The organism is Croceicoccus mobilis (genome assembly GCF_001661965.1).
GTDB classification, from domain to species: Bacteria; Pseudomonadota; Alphaproteobacteria; order Sphingomonadales; family Sphingomonadaceae; genus Croceicoccus; species Croceicoccus mobilis.
Window position 1 is genome coordinate 632,285 of sequence record NZ_LYWZ01000022.1, and the last position, 14,030, is coordinate 646,314.

13 protein-coding genes are annotated in these 14,030 nt (G+C 63.0%); 5 read left to right on the top strand and 8 right to left on the bottom strand.

What is annotated here, in order from left to right; translation table 11 throughout:
* The first annotated feature begins 3 nt into the window (after window positions 1-3).
* Window positions 4-543 (top strand): signal peptidase II, encoded by a 540-nt coding sequence (gene lspA, locus A9D13_RS10575; RefSeq protein WP_066773174.1) that lies wholly within the window; start codon window positions 4-6, stop codon window positions 541-543.
* 7 nt (window positions 544-550) lie between these two features.
* Window positions 551-961, top strand: a complete 411-nt coding sequence (locus tag A9D13_RS10580; RefSeq protein WP_066773177.1) for a DUF3035 domain-containing protein — start codon at window positions 551-553, stop codon at window positions 959-961.
* 30 nt (window positions 962-991) lie between these two features.
* Here A9D13_RS10580 and A9D13_RS10585 read toward each other — a convergent pair whose 3' ends face one another.
* Window positions 992-2,317, bottom strand: a complete 1,326-nt coding sequence (locus tag A9D13_RS10585; protein WP_066773180.1) for a hemolysin family protein — start codon at window positions 2,315-2,317, stop codon at window positions 992-994.
* Between the two features lie 221 nt (window positions 2,318-2,538).
* Between A9D13_RS10585 and A9D13_RS10590 the strand changes: the two genes are divergently transcribed.
* The gene (locus A9D13_RS10590; protein ID WP_066773183.1) at window positions 2,539-3,222 is read left to right on the top strand and encodes a YiaD family glycine zipper/OmpA-like lipoprotein; all 684 of its coding nucleotides are present in this window, start codon (window positions 2,539-2,541) and stop codon (window positions 3,220-3,222) included.
* Between the two features lie 61 nt (window positions 3,223-3,283).
* Here the strand turns inward: A9D13_RS10590 and A9D13_RS10595 are convergent, their stop codons facing one another.
* Window positions 3,284-4,072, bottom strand: a complete 789-nt coding sequence (locus A9D13_RS10595) for a 3'(2'),5'-bisphosphate nucleotidase CysQ (protein ID WP_066773187.1) — start codon at window positions 4,070-4,072, stop codon at window positions 3,284-3,286.
* Between the two features lie 220 nt (window positions 4,073-4,292).
* Here A9D13_RS10595 and sucC point away from each other — a divergent pair, with 220 nt between their 5' ends.
* Both sucC and A9D13_RS10605 read left to right on the top strand, forming a co-directional pair.
* The gene (gene sucC / locus A9D13_RS10600; RefSeq protein WP_066773190.1) at window positions 4,293-5,492 is read left to right on the top strand and encodes an ADP-forming succinate--CoA ligase subunit beta; all 1,200 of its coding nucleotides are present in this window, start codon (window positions 4,293-4,295) and stop codon (window positions 5,490-5,492) included.
* A gap of 186 nt (window positions 5,493-5,678) precedes the next feature.
* Window positions 5,679-6,599, top strand: coding sequence for an energy transducer TonB (locus A9D13_RS10605; protein WP_066773193.1), 921 nt, complete (start codon window positions 5,679-5,681; stop codon window positions 6,597-6,599).
* A 97-nt stretch (window positions 6,600-6,696) separates the two neighbouring features.
* Here A9D13_RS10605 and A9D13_RS10610 read toward each other — a convergent pair whose 3' ends face one another.
* The 6 genes from A9D13_RS10610 to A9D13_RS10635 all read right to left on the bottom strand — a co-directional run bounded on the left by A9D13_RS10610 (window position 6,697) and on the right by A9D13_RS10635 (window position 13,972).
* Window positions 6,697-7,905 (bottom strand): DUF445 domain-containing protein, encoded by a 1,209-nt coding sequence (locus tag A9D13_RS10610; RefSeq protein ID WP_066773196.1) that lies wholly within the window; start codon window positions 7,903-7,905, stop codon window positions 6,697-6,699.
* Window positions 7,906-7,989: 84 nt separating this feature from the next.
* Complete coding sequence (locus A9D13_RS10615; RefSeq protein WP_066773203.1) at window positions 7,990-11,472, bottom strand: efflux RND transporter permease subunit; 3,483 nt, start codon at window positions 11,470-11,472, stop codon at window positions 7,990-7,992.
* Between the two features lie 12 nt (window positions 11,473-11,484).
* On the bottom strand, window positions 11,485-12,690 hold the full coding sequence (locus tag A9D13_RS10620) for an efflux RND transporter periplasmic adaptor subunit (RefSeq protein ID WP_066773205.1): 1,206 nt from the start codon (window positions 12,688-12,690) through the stop codon (window positions 11,485-11,487).
* A 225-nt stretch (window positions 12,691-12,915) separates the two neighbouring features.
* Window positions 12,916-13,182, bottom strand: coding sequence for a GlsB/YeaQ/YmgE family stress response membrane protein (locus A9D13_RS10625; protein WP_066773208.1), 267 nt, complete (start codon window positions 13,180-13,182; stop codon window positions 12,916-12,918).
* A gap of 103 nt (window positions 13,183-13,285) precedes the next feature.
* The gene (sciP, locus tag A9D13_RS10630) at window positions 13,286-13,585 is read right to left on the bottom strand and encodes a CtrA inhibitor SciP (protein ID WP_066773211.1); all 300 of its coding nucleotides are present in this window, start codon (window positions 13,583-13,585) and stop codon (window positions 13,286-13,288) included.
* The gene (locus tag A9D13_RS10635) at window positions 13,586-13,972 is read right to left on the bottom strand and encodes a hypothetical protein (RefSeq protein ID WP_156522004.1); all 387 of its coding nucleotides are present in this window, start codon (window positions 13,970-13,972) and stop codon (window positions 13,586-13,588) included. It lies immediately after the preceding gene.
* Between the last annotated feature and the right edge of the window lie 58 nt (window positions 13,973-14,030).

Genomic DNA, 14,030 nt, shown 5'->3' on the forward strand with positions numbered 1-14,030 from the left:
CCCATGAGCCTCAAAGACCGCATCACGAAGAACCACATCCTCGGCCTCGCGCTGGCATCGGGAACGGTGGCGGCGGATCAGGCCGTAAAGCTGTTCATGCTTGGCCCCATGCGTCTGTATGAGCGGCAGGTGATCGAGGTGCTGCCCTTCTTCGACCTGCGCTATGCGACCAATCCGGGCATCAGCTATGGCCTATTCGCGGCCGAAAGCCTGGAAAGCCGCATCGCCTTGTTCGCCATCACCGGCGTTATCGCGCTGGGCGTGCTGATCTGGATGTTTTTCGAAAAGGCACGGGCTGACATCTTCGCGCTGTCGCTAGTGCTGGGCGGGGCAATCGGGAACATCATCGATCGCCTGCGGCTCACCCATGTCATCGACTATGCCGATTTCCATATCGGCGACTGGCGGCCATTTGCCGTATTCAATCTTGCCGATGTGGCAATAACCCTGGGGGTGGTCTTGCTGCTTGCCCGCACGCTCTTCATACGCGACAAGAGCGAGAGCAAGACTGCACAAGTTTCGGCCGGTTCGGCCACGGAGTAACGGATCCATGCGTATCAAACCCGCCCTTTGCGTCCTTCCGGCGCTGGCCATGCTGGCCGGCTGCGGTGGCGGCATGAACCTGTTCAATCGTTCGGCCCCGGACGAGATGGCCGTTTCGCGCCAGGCGCCGCTGGCCGTGCCGCCCGATTTCGCGCTGACCCCGCCGCAGCCCGGCGCCCCGCGCCCGCAGACGCCCAGCGCGAGCGAGCAGGCGCTTGAAACGCTGTTCGGCGGTCAGGCCGCGCGCAGCTCGGTCGAGACCAGTGCCTTGAGCAATGCGGGCACGGCTGATCCGGCGATCCGTTCGGCAGTCGGCGATCCCGATACCAACACGGTCGACAAGGGTCTGGTCACACGCGACATCATCGCCGCTCCGCAGGGCGATGGCCGCGATTCGCAGGCCGTGATCCCAAGCTGATCCGATTGAGGCGCGGGCGTGCCCCGCGCCTTATTCTTCCGGCGTTTCGGCAGGGGCCGGAGCGCCCGCGCTTTCGACCAGCAGCTTGTCGATACGGCGCCCGTCCATATCGACGATCTCGAAGCGCCAGCCCTGTTCGATAAAGCTCTCACCCTCGATCGGCAGCTTCTTCAGCACCCAGAGCGCATAGCCCGCCACCGTCGCGAAATCGCGCGGGTCGGGCAGGTCAATGCCCAGCCTGTCGGCAAGCCGGTCCGCCGGGCACCCGCCCGCCACCAGTAGCGAACCATTGTCACGCTCGACCAGCAGCGGATCGTCGCCTTCATCGACATGGGCCACGAACTGGCCGACCAGCGCCGCCAGCAGGTCGGCAGGCGTCACGATCCCTTCGAAATGGCCGTATTCGTCATGCACCAGCGCCATGGCGACATCGCCGCGCTGCATGATGCGCAGCGCATCCAGCGCGTCGATCTGGTCGGGAATGATCTCCGCCTTTTTAAGCAGGCGGCCCATCTGCGGCTTTTTGCCGCGGACCAGCGCCGCCAGCAGTTCGCGCACCTTGACCACGCCGATCACGTCATCGACCGACCCCTGTGCCACCGGCAGCAGCGAATGGGGCGATTTCTCGATGGCCTTGCGAATCTCTTCTTCCGAGGCGCGGCGTTCCAGCCAGTCGATTTCCGTCCGAGGCGTCATCAATTCGCGCACCGGGCGTTCGGCAAGGCGCATGACTTCAGCCATGATCGACTGCTCGGCCTTTTCGATTGCGCCCGAACGCGTGGCTTCCGAAATGATCAGATGCAGCTCGTCAGCGGTCACCCCTGCCTCGCGCTGCTTACGCATGCCCAGCAACGAGAGCATCAGGTCGGTTGATTTATCGAGCAGCCAGACCAGCGGCGCGGCGATCCTAGCCAGCATCGCCATGGGCGGTGCGGCAAGGCTGGCGATGGTTTCCCGCCCGCGCAAGGCGATCTGCTTGGGCGCGAGTTCACCCACGACCAGCGAGAAATAGGTCGTCAGCACGATGACGAGGATGAAGCCCGCCTGCTGCGCCGTGTCCGGGTCAAGACCGAATCGTTCGAGACGCTCGCCAACCGGCGAGCCCAGGCTCGCGCCCGAATAGGCACCCGCCACGATGCCGATCAGCGTGATGCCGATCTGTACGGTGGAGAGGAACTTGCCCGAATCGGCGGCAAGGTTCAGCGCAGCCTTCGCACCTTTGCTTCCATCGTCGGCCATCTTGCGCAGACGCGCCGAACGCGCCGACACGATGGCCAGCTCCGACATGGAGAACAGACCGTTCAGCACGATCAGCCCCGCTATGATAAGGAGGTCAGTCCAGGGAAAGGGGGACAAGGCGAGCTCGGCAGGTCGTTGCGATCATCTCGAAACAGCGATTAGCGGCATTTGGTCATTCTGGGCAAGCGATTGCGTTATCCAATTCCGGACAGGCTGCATAAATGCGGCTTCGGGAACACAGCCGTCATGATGCGCGTTTATACGCAGATCACAGACCCGACCCATGCTTCAATCGGGAAGCAGGTGGAGCGGGCAGACAAAAAGAGGACCGCAATCCTATGAAGACCCGTTTTATTGGCATCGCACTCGCCGCCACTTCGCTCGTCAGCCTTTCAGCCTGCGTGACCGACCCGAACACCGGTGACAAGAAAGTTTCGCGCACTGTCCTTGGCGGCGCTGGCGGCGCGGCCGCGGGCTATCTGCTGGGCGGCATCATCGGCGGCAAGACCGCCCGCATCGTGGGTGCAGGCATCGGCGGCGTCGCAGGCGGCGTGGTCGGTTACAAGATGGACCAGCAGATCAAGGAGCTGAAGGAACAGACCGCAGGCACCGGCGTCGACGTCACGCAGGACGGCGACTACATCAAGGTGAACCTGCCCAATGGCGTCACCTTCCCCGTCGACAGCGCGACGATCACGCCGACTTTCAAGACCACGCTCGATTCCATTGCGCAGTCGCTGATCCAGTATCCCGACAGCCTGATCGACGTGTACGGCTTCACCGACAATACCGGTTCGGAAAGCTATAACCTACAGCTTTCGGAACGCCGTGCGAAGGCGGTTGCCGATTACCTGATCTACAAGGGCGTGCCCTCGGCCCGTATCGCGACCAAGGGCTTTGGCGAGGATCCGAACTATTTCGTCGCCAGCAACGACACCGAGGAAGGCCGCGCGATGAACCGCCGTGTCGAGATCAAGATTCTGCCGATCTCGCAGGAGGACGTATCTGCCGCGCAGAACTGATCGCCTGATCAGCTAATATTGGATAGCCCGGTGGGAGCGTGATGCTCCTGCCGGGCTTTTTTCATCCGGCGGTACGGCCACCCAGCTTCTTTCCGATCTCGGCAAGCCAGTCGGTCGCATCGGCATGAATGGCAGGCGCGGTCGCCAGCACGCCCAAGGCACGCGGATCGCGCTTGTTGAAGGCTAGCGGTGCGCCCTGCGCGTCGGTGACGCGGGCCCCGGCTTCGCGAGCGATCAGCGCGGCAGCGCCTATGTCCCACTCATAGCCGAGCCGCGTACTGGCCGCGATATCGGCCTCGCCGCTCGCGACCAACGCGATGCGCAGGGCGATCGAATTGGGCTTCTCGACATTGACGAGCGGCGGTAGCGCCATTTGCGCATCGGCGGGAATCCGCGCCCCGGTGAAAGTGCTGCGGCTGCTCGCCTGTAGCCTGACGCCATTGCGGCGCGCGCCCTTTCCGGCTTCCGCTGCCCAGACTTCGCTGCGAGCGGGCGCGACAAGGCGGGCTATCAGCGGCCTGCCATTGCTGATCAGCGCGATCGATATGGCCCAGCCCGGACGTCCGCGCACGAAATCGCGCGTGCCGTCGATTGGATCGACCAGCCAGATCAGCCCGTCCTTCACCCGCGCGGGATCATCGGCGGTTTCTTCCGAGAGCCATCCCGCAGCCGGAAGAAGGTCCCCCAGCGATTCGTGCAAAAAGCGATTCACGGCAAGATCGGCCGCCGAAACCGGCGTGTCGTCTTCCTTGCGCCAGCTGATCGTCGAATTGCCGATGCCGGGGAATTCGGACATGGCTATCTTCGCGGCCTCGGCCAGAATCGTGTCGAATCGCGTATAATCAAGCATTACCGGGGACTTTGGCGGGAGAGAGGGAGCCTGCATACATAGCATGGCTGGCATCGCTTGTTGCTATTGATTTGCAACATCTCACAACTTTCGTCGCACCTGTCCTTTTTCGCAGCGAACCGCCCTTTTCAAGCGGGCTTACCTATGCTTAGAGGCTTGCCAAGCAGACCTTCCACGACGGCGTCTCGCGCCGCAACAGCCATTGGCGAGGAAAATTCCGATGAACATTCACGAATATCAGGCGAAAGAGCTGCTCGCGAAATACGGCGTTGCCGTTCCGACCGGCTACCCCGCGCTTACCGTCGAAGAAGCCGTCGAGGGCGCGAAAAAGCTTCCCGGACCGCTCTATGTCGTGAAGGCGCAGATCCACGCCGGCGGCCGCGGCAAGGGCAAGTTCAAGGAACTGGGCGCGGAAGCCAAGGGCGGCGTCCGCCTCGCCAAGAGCCTCGACGACGTGAAGAGCGATGCCGAGGAAATGCTCGGCAACACGCTGGTGACCGTGCAGACCGGTGATGCCGGCAAGCAGGTCAACCGTCTCTATGTCACCGACGGCGTCGACATAGCCGAGGAATATTACCTCTCGATGCTCGTCGATCGCGCGACCGGCCGCATCGCCCTGATCGTCTCGACCGAAGGCGGCATGGACATTGAAGAGGTCGCTCACTCGACCCCTGAAAAGATCACCACCATCACCATCGACCCGGCCGAAGGCTTCCAGCCGCACCATGGCCGCGCCGTGGCATTCGGCCTCAAGCTTTCGGGCGAGCTGAACAAGCAGGCGCAGAAGCTGGCGAAGCAGCTGTACGAAGCCTTCACCGCGCTCGATTGCGAAATGCTTGAGATCAACCCGCTGGTGGAAACGAAGGACAGCAACCTGCTCGTCCTCGACACCAAGATGAGCTTTGACGGCAATGCCATGTTCCGCCACCCCGATGTCGCCGAACTGCGCGACATCAGCGAGGAGGATCCGGCCGAAGTCGAGGCGTCGAAGTACGACCTCGCCTACATCAAGCTCGACGGCAACATCGGCTGCATGGTGAACGGGGCCGGCCTTGCCATGGCGACGATGGACATCATCAAGCTGAACGGCGCGTTCCCGGCAAACTTCCTCGACGTTGGCGGCGGCGCCACGACCGAGAAGGTGACCGCGGCCTTCAAGATCATCCTGTCCGATCCGGCTGTCGAGGGCATCCTCGTCAACATCTTCGGCGGCATCATGAAGTGCGACATCATCGCCGACGGCATCGTGCAGGCGGCCAAGGACGTGAACCTGTCGGTTCCCCTCGTCGTTCGCCTCGAAGGCACCAATGTCGAGAAGGGCAAGGAGATCCTCGCCAACTCGGGTCTGCCGATCGTTCCGGCCGACGATCTGGGCGATGCGGCCAAGAAGATCGTGGGTCAGGTCAAGGAAGCCGCCTGATCCTTTCGCACCGCTTCGGCAGTGCGTGAGCGAGAAACGAGATGCCCGGCGCCGCGCATGCGGTTGCCGGGTTTTTCGTTTCCAAACAAATATTTGTCAGCCCCGGCGCCCCAAAAACACCTCCGTGTAGTCATGGATAAACAAGGTTTTTCTTGTTACCCCCGGCATATTCAATCCGGAGGTCGCATGAAAATCCGAAATACGCCGGGGCTTTTTGCCCCTCTCGCTTTGCTGGCGCAGGCGCCAGCCGCTACTGCGCAGGACGCACCCATCGTGCTGGAGCCAAGCTCCGCGTGGAGCGTCGCCGCAGAGCCGGACCGCTGCGTGCTGGTGCGGACTTTCGGCGAAGGCGATGACAAGGTCGAGACCAATCTCGGCCGCAGGTTCCCGCGTGACCGCGTAAGCTTCCTGATGATCGGCCAGCACGCAAAGGTCCAGCGGATCGGATCGGCTCTCAACGATCCAGGGCCCAGCAACCGGATCGACTTCCGCTTCCCGGAAAACGGCCCCAAGGGCTATTACCGCGCCGTTTCCGGTGATCGGGACGGCGTGCCGCTGATCTTTTCGGAATATCTCGTCAACACTGCGGCCAGAGACTCTGCCGGCGATCTGACATCGCAGCAGATCTGGGAGAAATACGGCTTCACGGTGAAGAACTTCGCCGGGACCAGCGGCCTGCTGATGGAGGGGCTGAAGCGGGACCTGTTTCTATCGACCACGACCTTCGACAAGGCCTTTGCGGCGATGGAGAAGTGCCAAGACATGCTCCTCACCCATCGCGGGCTCGACCCCGAAAAAGAGAGTACGCGGCAGACCGGCCCCATCATGGATCGCGATCTGTTCAAATCCCTCGCGCGGGAAATACAGGCGGATTATCCCGACAGGGCGGAGCGCGATGGCAGGGGGGCTTTCGTCACGCTGATCCTCAAGGTCGATGCGGACGGGGCGGTGACCAATTGCACGGCCGGTTCGACATTTGACAATCCGGACCTTGAACAGGCGGCATGCGGCATCTGGCAGACCGGTGCGCGATACGCGCCCGCGCTGTATGCACAAGGGGAGCCGTTTGCTTCCTATGCGATCCAGCGGATCATCTATCGCATGTAAGGAGCGGCCATGAAGGCGGTTGCGGTCAGCCAATGGCAGGGGTGATGGTCAATACCGTCCGCTATGTCATGCCACCGCTTTTCATGGCCTGCACTGATCAGAACACCCAGACATCCACCGCGTGGATGATCAGGCCGACAAGGCCGCCGACCAGCGTGCCATTGATGCGGATAAATTGCAGGTCGCGGCCCACTGCGCCTTCGACCCGGGCGGTGATCGTGGTCGCGTCCCAGCGCTTTACGGTTTCGGAGACTAGCCGCACGATCTGGTCGCCATAGCGACTGGCGATGCCGACCGCGCTGCGGCGGGCGAAACGATTGACCTGCCGCTGCAGCCGCGCATCGCCCTGCAGCGCCGCGCCCAGTTCCGCCACGGCGCCTGCGAACTGACCACCCATCTGCGAGCCGGGATCACGCGCCGCCGCGATCAGCGATGCGCGCAGACGCTCCCACACGCCCTGCCACCATGTGGCGACGGCGGGATTGGCGATCAGCTCCTGCTTCATACCCTCGACCTTGGCGCGGGTCGCGGGATCGTGGATCAGATCGTGAGCAAGGCTCTCCAGCCCCTCTTCCACCTTGGCGCGCAGCGGGTGGTCGGGATTGACCAGCACTTCGGCCAGCAGGCGGTAAAGCCCATCAAGCACCGAATTGGCCAGCCGCTCGTCCAGCCCCGTAAAACGCAGCAGCGCATTGGCACGCTCGTGGATCATCTCGCGCACCAGCGACTCGTTCGCCTCCAGCGCTTTGCCGGCCCAGCGGATCATCGCCTCCATCAACGGCAGGTGGCGCTTATCGGCGATCGCGGCAGTCAGCATCTGTCCCAAGAGCGGCGCAACCTCCAGCCGCGATAGCTGTGCGGCCAGCCCATGGCGCACCTGCTCACCCAGTCTTTGCGGGTCGAGCGATTCGAGCGCCTCGGCGAAAAGCTCGGCAGCGCCTGCGCGAACGCCTGTCGAACTGCGCGAAGGGGCGGCGAGGTAATCGCCCGCAGCCCGCGCCACGTTCATTGCCTGCATCCGGCGCGCGACGACAGCCGGGGTCAGGAAATTGGCTTTCAGGAAGCCCGCCATGGTGTCGGCGATGCGGTCCTTGTTGGTGGGGATGATCGCGGTATGCGGGATCGGCATGCCCAGCGGATGGCGGAACAGGGCGGTGACGGCGAACCAGTCGGCCAGTGCGCCGACCATCGCCGCCTCGGCAAAGGCGGTCACGAAATCGAGGCCGGTGACGCGATCCTGAAACAGGCGCGAGACGACGAAAACCACCGCCATCAGCACCAGCAGGCCGGTCGCGATCATCCGCATGCGGCGCGCCCGGTCAGCCGGAGGCGCAGATGTGGAAGCCCTGCTGGTATTCGTTAAATCCAATTGCCCCTAACCGTTCTGCCCTTATTCGGCCGGAACCCCATCGCCATCGATGGTGCCGGGCCGTGACCCCTCTTCTTTGTGAAGCGCGGGGTCATAGGTCAAGAACAGCCTGCGCAGCGCCGGCCCGACACGCTTTTCAAAACCATCGGCAAGGCTGAAGCCTGCGGGAACGATAAGCAGCGTCAGGATCGTCGAAACGGCGAGCCCGCCGATCACGACGACGCCCATGGGGCCGCGAAACGCGCTGTCGCCCGATAGCGAGAGCGCAGTGGGCAGCATGCCGGCGGTCATGGCGACGGTCGTCATCACGATGGGCTGCGCGCGTTTGTGGCCCGCATCGATGATCGCATCCTTGCGCGCAACGCCGCGTGCCATTTCCTCGATCGCGAAATCGATCAGCAGGATCGAGTTCTTGGCGACAATGCCGAACAGCATGAGGACGCCGATGAACACCGGCAGGGTCATGGCGAAACCGAAGATCAGCAGCAGGATCACCCCGCCCAGCGGCGCCAGGAACAGCGAGCTCATATTGACGAGCGGCGAGATCACGCGGTGATAAAGCAATACCAGCACGGCAAAGACCAGCAGCACGCCGGCAGCCAGCGCGATGAAGAAATTGCCGACCATCTCCTGCTGCCACTGGTCCGATCCGAAGGGAGCGTTGGAAACACCTGCGGGCAGGTTCTGCATGATCGGCAGCTCCTGAATCGCGGCATCGACATCCCCCTTGGCCACCCCCATCGCAAGGTCGGCGCCCACGAACACGCGCCGCTGCTGGTTATAGCGCTGGATCGTGGTCGGACCCGACCCGAAAGAGATCTCGGCCACGCGCTCCAGCGGAACCGACGTGCCGGTTGTCGTCTGGACCGGAAGATTGCGGATCACGTCGAGATCGCGGCGCGAACTTTCGGACAGGCGCACGCGGATCGGAACCTGCCTGTCGGACAGCGAGAATTTCGCGGCGTTCTGATCGATATCGCCCAGCGTTGCGATGCGGATCGTCTGGCTGAGCGCCGCCGTCGTCACGCCGAGACTGGCGGCAAGGTCGGCACGCGGCTTGATGATCAGCTCGGGGCGCTGGAGGTCAGCCTCCACCCGCGGCGCCACGACGCCGGGGACGCCGCGCATCTGGTCGGCGAGGATGCGCGCGGTCTGGTCCAGAAGCTCCGGATCGGAACCCGAGAGCATGACCGAGATCGGCCGGCCCGTGCCGGTATTCTGCTGCCCCAGGAAAGAGACACGCGCATCGGCGATATCCTGGAGCTGCGGGGTCATCCGGCGCTCGAATTCCTGCAGCGAGATCGAGCGATCGGGATCGAGGTTGATGAACAGGCGCGCGCTGCCCTCGCTCACGCTTTCCAGCGCGCTCAACACTTCGGGCTGCTCGTTGATGATATTCGCGACGCGATCCGCGACCGCTTCCGTCTGTTCCAGCGTGGTGCCGGGCACCATTTCGATACGGGCGCGGCTGAAATCACTGTTTTCCTCGGGCATGAACTGGTTGGGCAGCGATGCCATGAGCATGCCGGACCAGATCAGCGCGCCGAAACCAACGCCCAGCATCCACATGCGATGGTCGCGAAGGCGGGCCGCCACGCGGCCGGCGATCCATGCGTGATAACGCGCGATATGGCCGCCCATCATCGACAGCAGCGCGCTCAGTGCCTTGACCGTCACGAATGTCAGCACGATCGGCGGGACCATCACGGCCAGGAAGAACACCGCCTCGATCAGCAGCTTGGCGAGGCCGATCAGGGGGATCAGGAAGCTGTTGGTGGTCGTCGGCAGAACCGTTGCGAGATTGAGATTTCCATAGATGAACTTGAAACCGACGAAGAGACCCAGCCCGGCCGCAGCGAATACCAGCAGGAAGAAGACGATTTCGACCAGCACCGAGCGAACGGACCTCGGCTCGCGCGTCAGTGTCCGCTTGTGGGCCAGCGATTTGCTTTCATCCAGCGACCAGGATAGCACCTTCATATAGCGGTCCATCCACTTCCCCTCGCCATGGGCGGCATGGCCCTTGGATTTCAGGAAGTAAGCCGCTGCCATCGGCGTGATCAGGCGGGCGACGGCAAGGCTCATCAGCACGGAGGCGACGACGGTCAGCGCGAAATTCTTGAAGAATTCACCCGCGACGCCGCTGATCAGGCCGACCGGCAGGAACACCGCGACGATCGAGAATGTCGTCGCCACGACGGCAAGGCCGATTTCATCGGCGGCGTCGATCGAGGCCTGATAGGCGCTTTTGCCCATGCGCATGTGGCGCACGATATTCTCGATCTCGACGATGGCGTCATCGACCAGCACGCCCGCGACAAGCCCCAGGCCCAGCAGCGACATGGTGTTGAGCGAGAAGCCGAGCAGGTCCATGAAGAAGAAAGTAGGAATCGCCGAGAGCGGAATGGCGAGCGCCGCGATGATCGTCGCGCGCCAGTCGCGCAGGAAAAACAGCACGACCAGCACGGCCAGCACCGCACCCTCGATCATCGCATGCATAGAGCTTTCGTATTGCTCACGCGTGTATTCGACCGAGGTGTAGAGCGGGTCGAAGCTGATGCCGGGATTGCTTTCCTCGATCTTTTCCAGTGCGGCGACGCTGTCGTCATAGACGGCAACATCCGATGCGCCGCGCGCACGGCTGATCGAGAAGGTCACGACCTGCCGGCCATCCATCTTCGAAAGCGACGTAATCTCGGAATAGCGGTCCTGCACCGTGGCGATGTCGTTAAGGCGGATCGAACGGCCATTGCCGATCGGAATCTGCAGCTGCGACAGGTCATAGGCCGTATCGGCATTGCCGAGCACGCGCACCGATTGCCGCGATCCGGCAACCTCTGCCTGCCCGCCCGCGGCATTGATGTTCAGCTGGCGCAGCTGCGCATTGACCTGGCTGGCGGTGACGCCCAGCGACTGCATGCGCGCAGGGTCGAGCACCACGAGAATCTCTCGATCGACGCCGCCATTGCGATTGACCTCGGCCATGCCGTCGATCGAGAGCAGTCGTTTCGCCACGGTATCATCGACGAACCAGCTCAGCTCCTCGATCGTCATATCGGGCGCGCTGATCGCGAAATAGCCGATCGGCTGCGATGACGTCTGCGCCCGGAAAATGCGCGGCTCCAGAATGCCGTCGGGCAATTGGCCGCGGATCTGGTCGACCGAGGCTTTCACCTCGTTCACCGCCTGGCTGATGTCGGTGCCGATCTCGAACTCGACCTGCGTCTGCGAGGAGCCTTCACGCGCGGTCGAATTGATGGTGACCACGCCTTCGACATTCTGGATCGCGGCTTCGGCGATCTGGGTGATCTGGTTCTCGATCTCCGTCGGGGCGGCGCCCGGCTGCGAGATGACGACGATCACCAGCGGGAATTCGATATCCGGGTTGTTCTGAATATCCATCCGCATGAAGCTTACGATGCCGGCCAGCATCAGGCCGGCAAACAGGACCAGTGGCACGACCGGGTTGCGGATCGACCAGGCCGAGATGTTGCGCAGACTCATCGCCCTCGTCCCTCAGTCGATCGTTTTCGTGACGCTGGGATTGATCTTGTCGCCCGCGCTCAGGAAGCCGCCAGCGCGCAGCACGACCTTTTCGCTCCCGTCGAGCCCTTCGGCGATGACGATGCCCTTCGCGGTAATGATGCCAAGTTCGACCGCGCGGCGTTCGACCTGGTCATCGGCGCCCAGGATGAAGACATAGCTGCCATCTGCATCCGACAGTATGGCCGATTCCGGAAGAACGGGAGCGGTCACGGTACCCGCGGCGATGACTGCGGTGGCAAAGCCGCCCGGCCGCAGCGCTTGGTCATAGGGAAGCGCGATGCGCGCGACGCCCTGGCGCGATGTCGCGTCGATAGTGGGCGAAAGCTGCCAGATCTGGCCGGTGAAGGTCTTGTCGCTGCCGACCGGCGTGACTTCGGCATTCACGCCGACATTGAGGCGCGACAGGTCAGCCTCGCCGACGCGCGCGCTCAGTTCCATTTCGCCGCCGCGGGCCAGCACGAAAAGGGCACCGCTGCCGCCGCCCACGACCTGCCCGCGCTCGACATTGCGTTCGAGCACGAGACCGCCGGCGGGCGCGACGATGTTGAGCCGGGCATTGCGGGCACGCAATTCGTTGAGCGTCGCCTCGGCGACCTTTACCCGGCTGACCGCGGCATCGCGGGTCGAAGTCAGACGATCGACATCGGCGGTGGAGATAAAGCCGCGATCAACGAGCCTTAGAGCACGGTCGAGATTGGCCTGCGCCAGCTGCGCGTCGGCTCGCGCAACCTCGACCTGCGCGGCCTGTGCGGCGGCCTGCTGCGACTGCACCGAACGATCGATGACCGCGAGTACCTCGCCTGGCTGGACCCAGTCGCCGGCATCGACGCGAACATCGACCACCGAACCGCCCTCACCGACCGAGCCGACCGGCATGGGGCGGCGCGCGGCAAAGGTGCCGGTGGCGGTGATTGTGCCGGTTACGGTGGTGCGGCCGGGCGCGGCCACGGTCACCACGGGAAGCTGAGCCTCGCCCGCCTCTGGCGGAGCGGAGCTGAGCCAGAGGAGCACGCCAACGATCGCGGCGACCAAGACTGCGACAATCGCACCGATGGTGATCAGCCGCTTCTTGCGCGCAGAGTCCGCATACTCGTCCACGGTAAGCTCGGGATTCATGGTCCGGTCGTGCATCGCCTCTTCGACCCCTTCGGCCGTGATTGTCTTATCATACTTCATCGAAATTCGCCCACCTCTGCCCTTCTCTCAAGGACAAGGCCCAAAAGGGATCTTCCTCGCCCCCTGCGGGAAGTCGGCCCGGCGCATAGTCTTGAATTTCGTCCAATTCCATACGCAAGAAAAAGGGCCCGTCGCTTCAGGCGACGAGCCCTTCAACTTGTTACGTCTGTTATCACCGACGCTCCAGCGAAACAAATGCGTTCGTGGAGCGGAATCAGCGGTTCGTCAGCGAACGCGTCCCCGCTGCACCAGGTTGACGATCGCCAGCAGCACGACGGCACCGATAAAGGCGACGATCAGGCCGGAAAGCGAAAACGCCTGTACGGTGGTGTCGACGCCGATCAGCGGGCCGAGCAGGAAGTTGCCGATCAGCGAACCAACACAGCCGACGATGATGTTCCAGATGATGCCCATTGAGGCATCGCGGTTCATCACCATGCTGGCAAGCCAGCCTGCGACGCCGCCTACGATAAGTGCAATAATCAAACCCACGGGTTCTCTCCTCATCTTGGGAATGAGGGGTGAACGGTTGGCTGGCTGCGATGTTCCGTGAAATCGCAAGTCTGCATTAACTATCGTGAGCGGCGGCCCCTGGTCAGTATTTCATCTGACGTTCGTAGAGGTCCCTGTAATGCTGGATGCGGGTGACGCGCAGGCCCTTCATGCCCGACCTTTCGACCGCGCGCTGCCATGACGCGAATTCTTCCAGCGTCAGGTCATAGCGTTCGCACGCATCGTCGATCGACAACAGGCCGCCATTGACGGCAGCAACCACTTCGGCCTTGCGGCGCACGACCCACCTCTTGGTGGAAGGAGGGGGCAGATCCTCGATCGTGAGGGGCTCGCCAAGCGGCCCGATCACCATCGATGGCCTGATGTCCTGATTCTCGATCATCTAGTCCTCGACACTCGTCCCGGTTGCTTCGTCGGCCCCGCCTTGGGGGGCGAAGCATCCGAAATCATCATTAGTCCGCGAAGCCTTAGGATCGGGTAAACGCGCAGTCGTTTCCTGCTCGGCCAGCGGTGCATCGCCCGGAACGACCCGTGCATCTGCTTCGTGACCTTCGCCATGCCGTCCATGCAGCGCCTCTGCCGCGCGCGGATCGAAACTGCCCTCGGCCCGCATCCAGCAGGCCATGGCGGCATTGTCCTCGATCAGTGCGCCGCGCAGATCCCTTTCCGCAGCAAGACGGGCCCTCAGGGCCAGCCAGTCGAGCGGCTTGACGCCATGACCGGCAGCATCTTTCGCATCGGGGGGTCCCTCTTTTCCCGTGTCGGGCAAATTCGGAAACTTTGCGAACATGGCGCTGACTATGCTGACAAGTGGTCAACAAATGGTG

What these genes read in the sequence shown, in the direction of transcription:
- lspA (WP_066773174.1), top strand. Translation starts at nt 4, where the DNA reads ATGAGCCTCAAAGACCGCATCACGAAGAACCACATCCTCGGCCTCGCG.
- A9D13_RS10580 (WP_066773177.1), top strand. Translation starts at nt 551, where the DNA reads ATGCGTATCAAACCCGCCCTTTGCGTCCTTCCGGCGCTGGCCATGCTG.
- A9D13_RS10590 (WP_066773183.1), top strand. Translation starts at nt 2,539, where the DNA reads ATGAAGACCCGTTTTATTGGCATCGCACTCGCCGCCACTTCGCTCGTC.
- A9D13_RS10595 (WP_066773187.1), bottom strand. Translation starts at nt 4,072, where the DNA reads ATGCTTGATTATACGCGATTCGACACGATTCTGGCCGAGGCCGCGAAG.
- sucC (WP_066773190.1), top strand. Translation starts at nt 4,293, where the DNA reads ATGAACATTCACGAATATCAGGCGAAAGAGCTGCTCGCGAAATACGGC.
- A9D13_RS10605 (WP_066773193.1), top strand. Translation starts at nt 5,679, where the DNA reads ATGAAAATCCGAAATACGCCGGGGCTTTTTGCCCCTCTCGCTTTGCTG.
- A9D13_RS10610 (WP_066773196.1), bottom strand. Translation starts at nt 7,905, where the DNA reads ATGCGGATGATCGCGACCGGCCTGCTGGTGCTGATGGCGGTGGTTTTC.
- A9D13_RS10615 (WP_066773203.1), bottom strand. Translation starts at nt 11,472, where the DNA reads ATGAGTCTGCGCAACATCTCGGCCTGGTCGATCCGCAACCCGGTCGTG.
- A9D13_RS10620 (WP_066773205.1), bottom strand. Translation starts at nt 12,690, where the DNA reads ATGAAGTATGATAAGACAATCACGGCCGAAGGGGTCGAAGAGGCGATG.
- sciP (WP_066773211.1), bottom strand. Translation starts at nt 13,585, where the DNA reads ATGATCGAGAATCAGGACATCAGGCCATCGATGGTGATCGGGCCGCTT.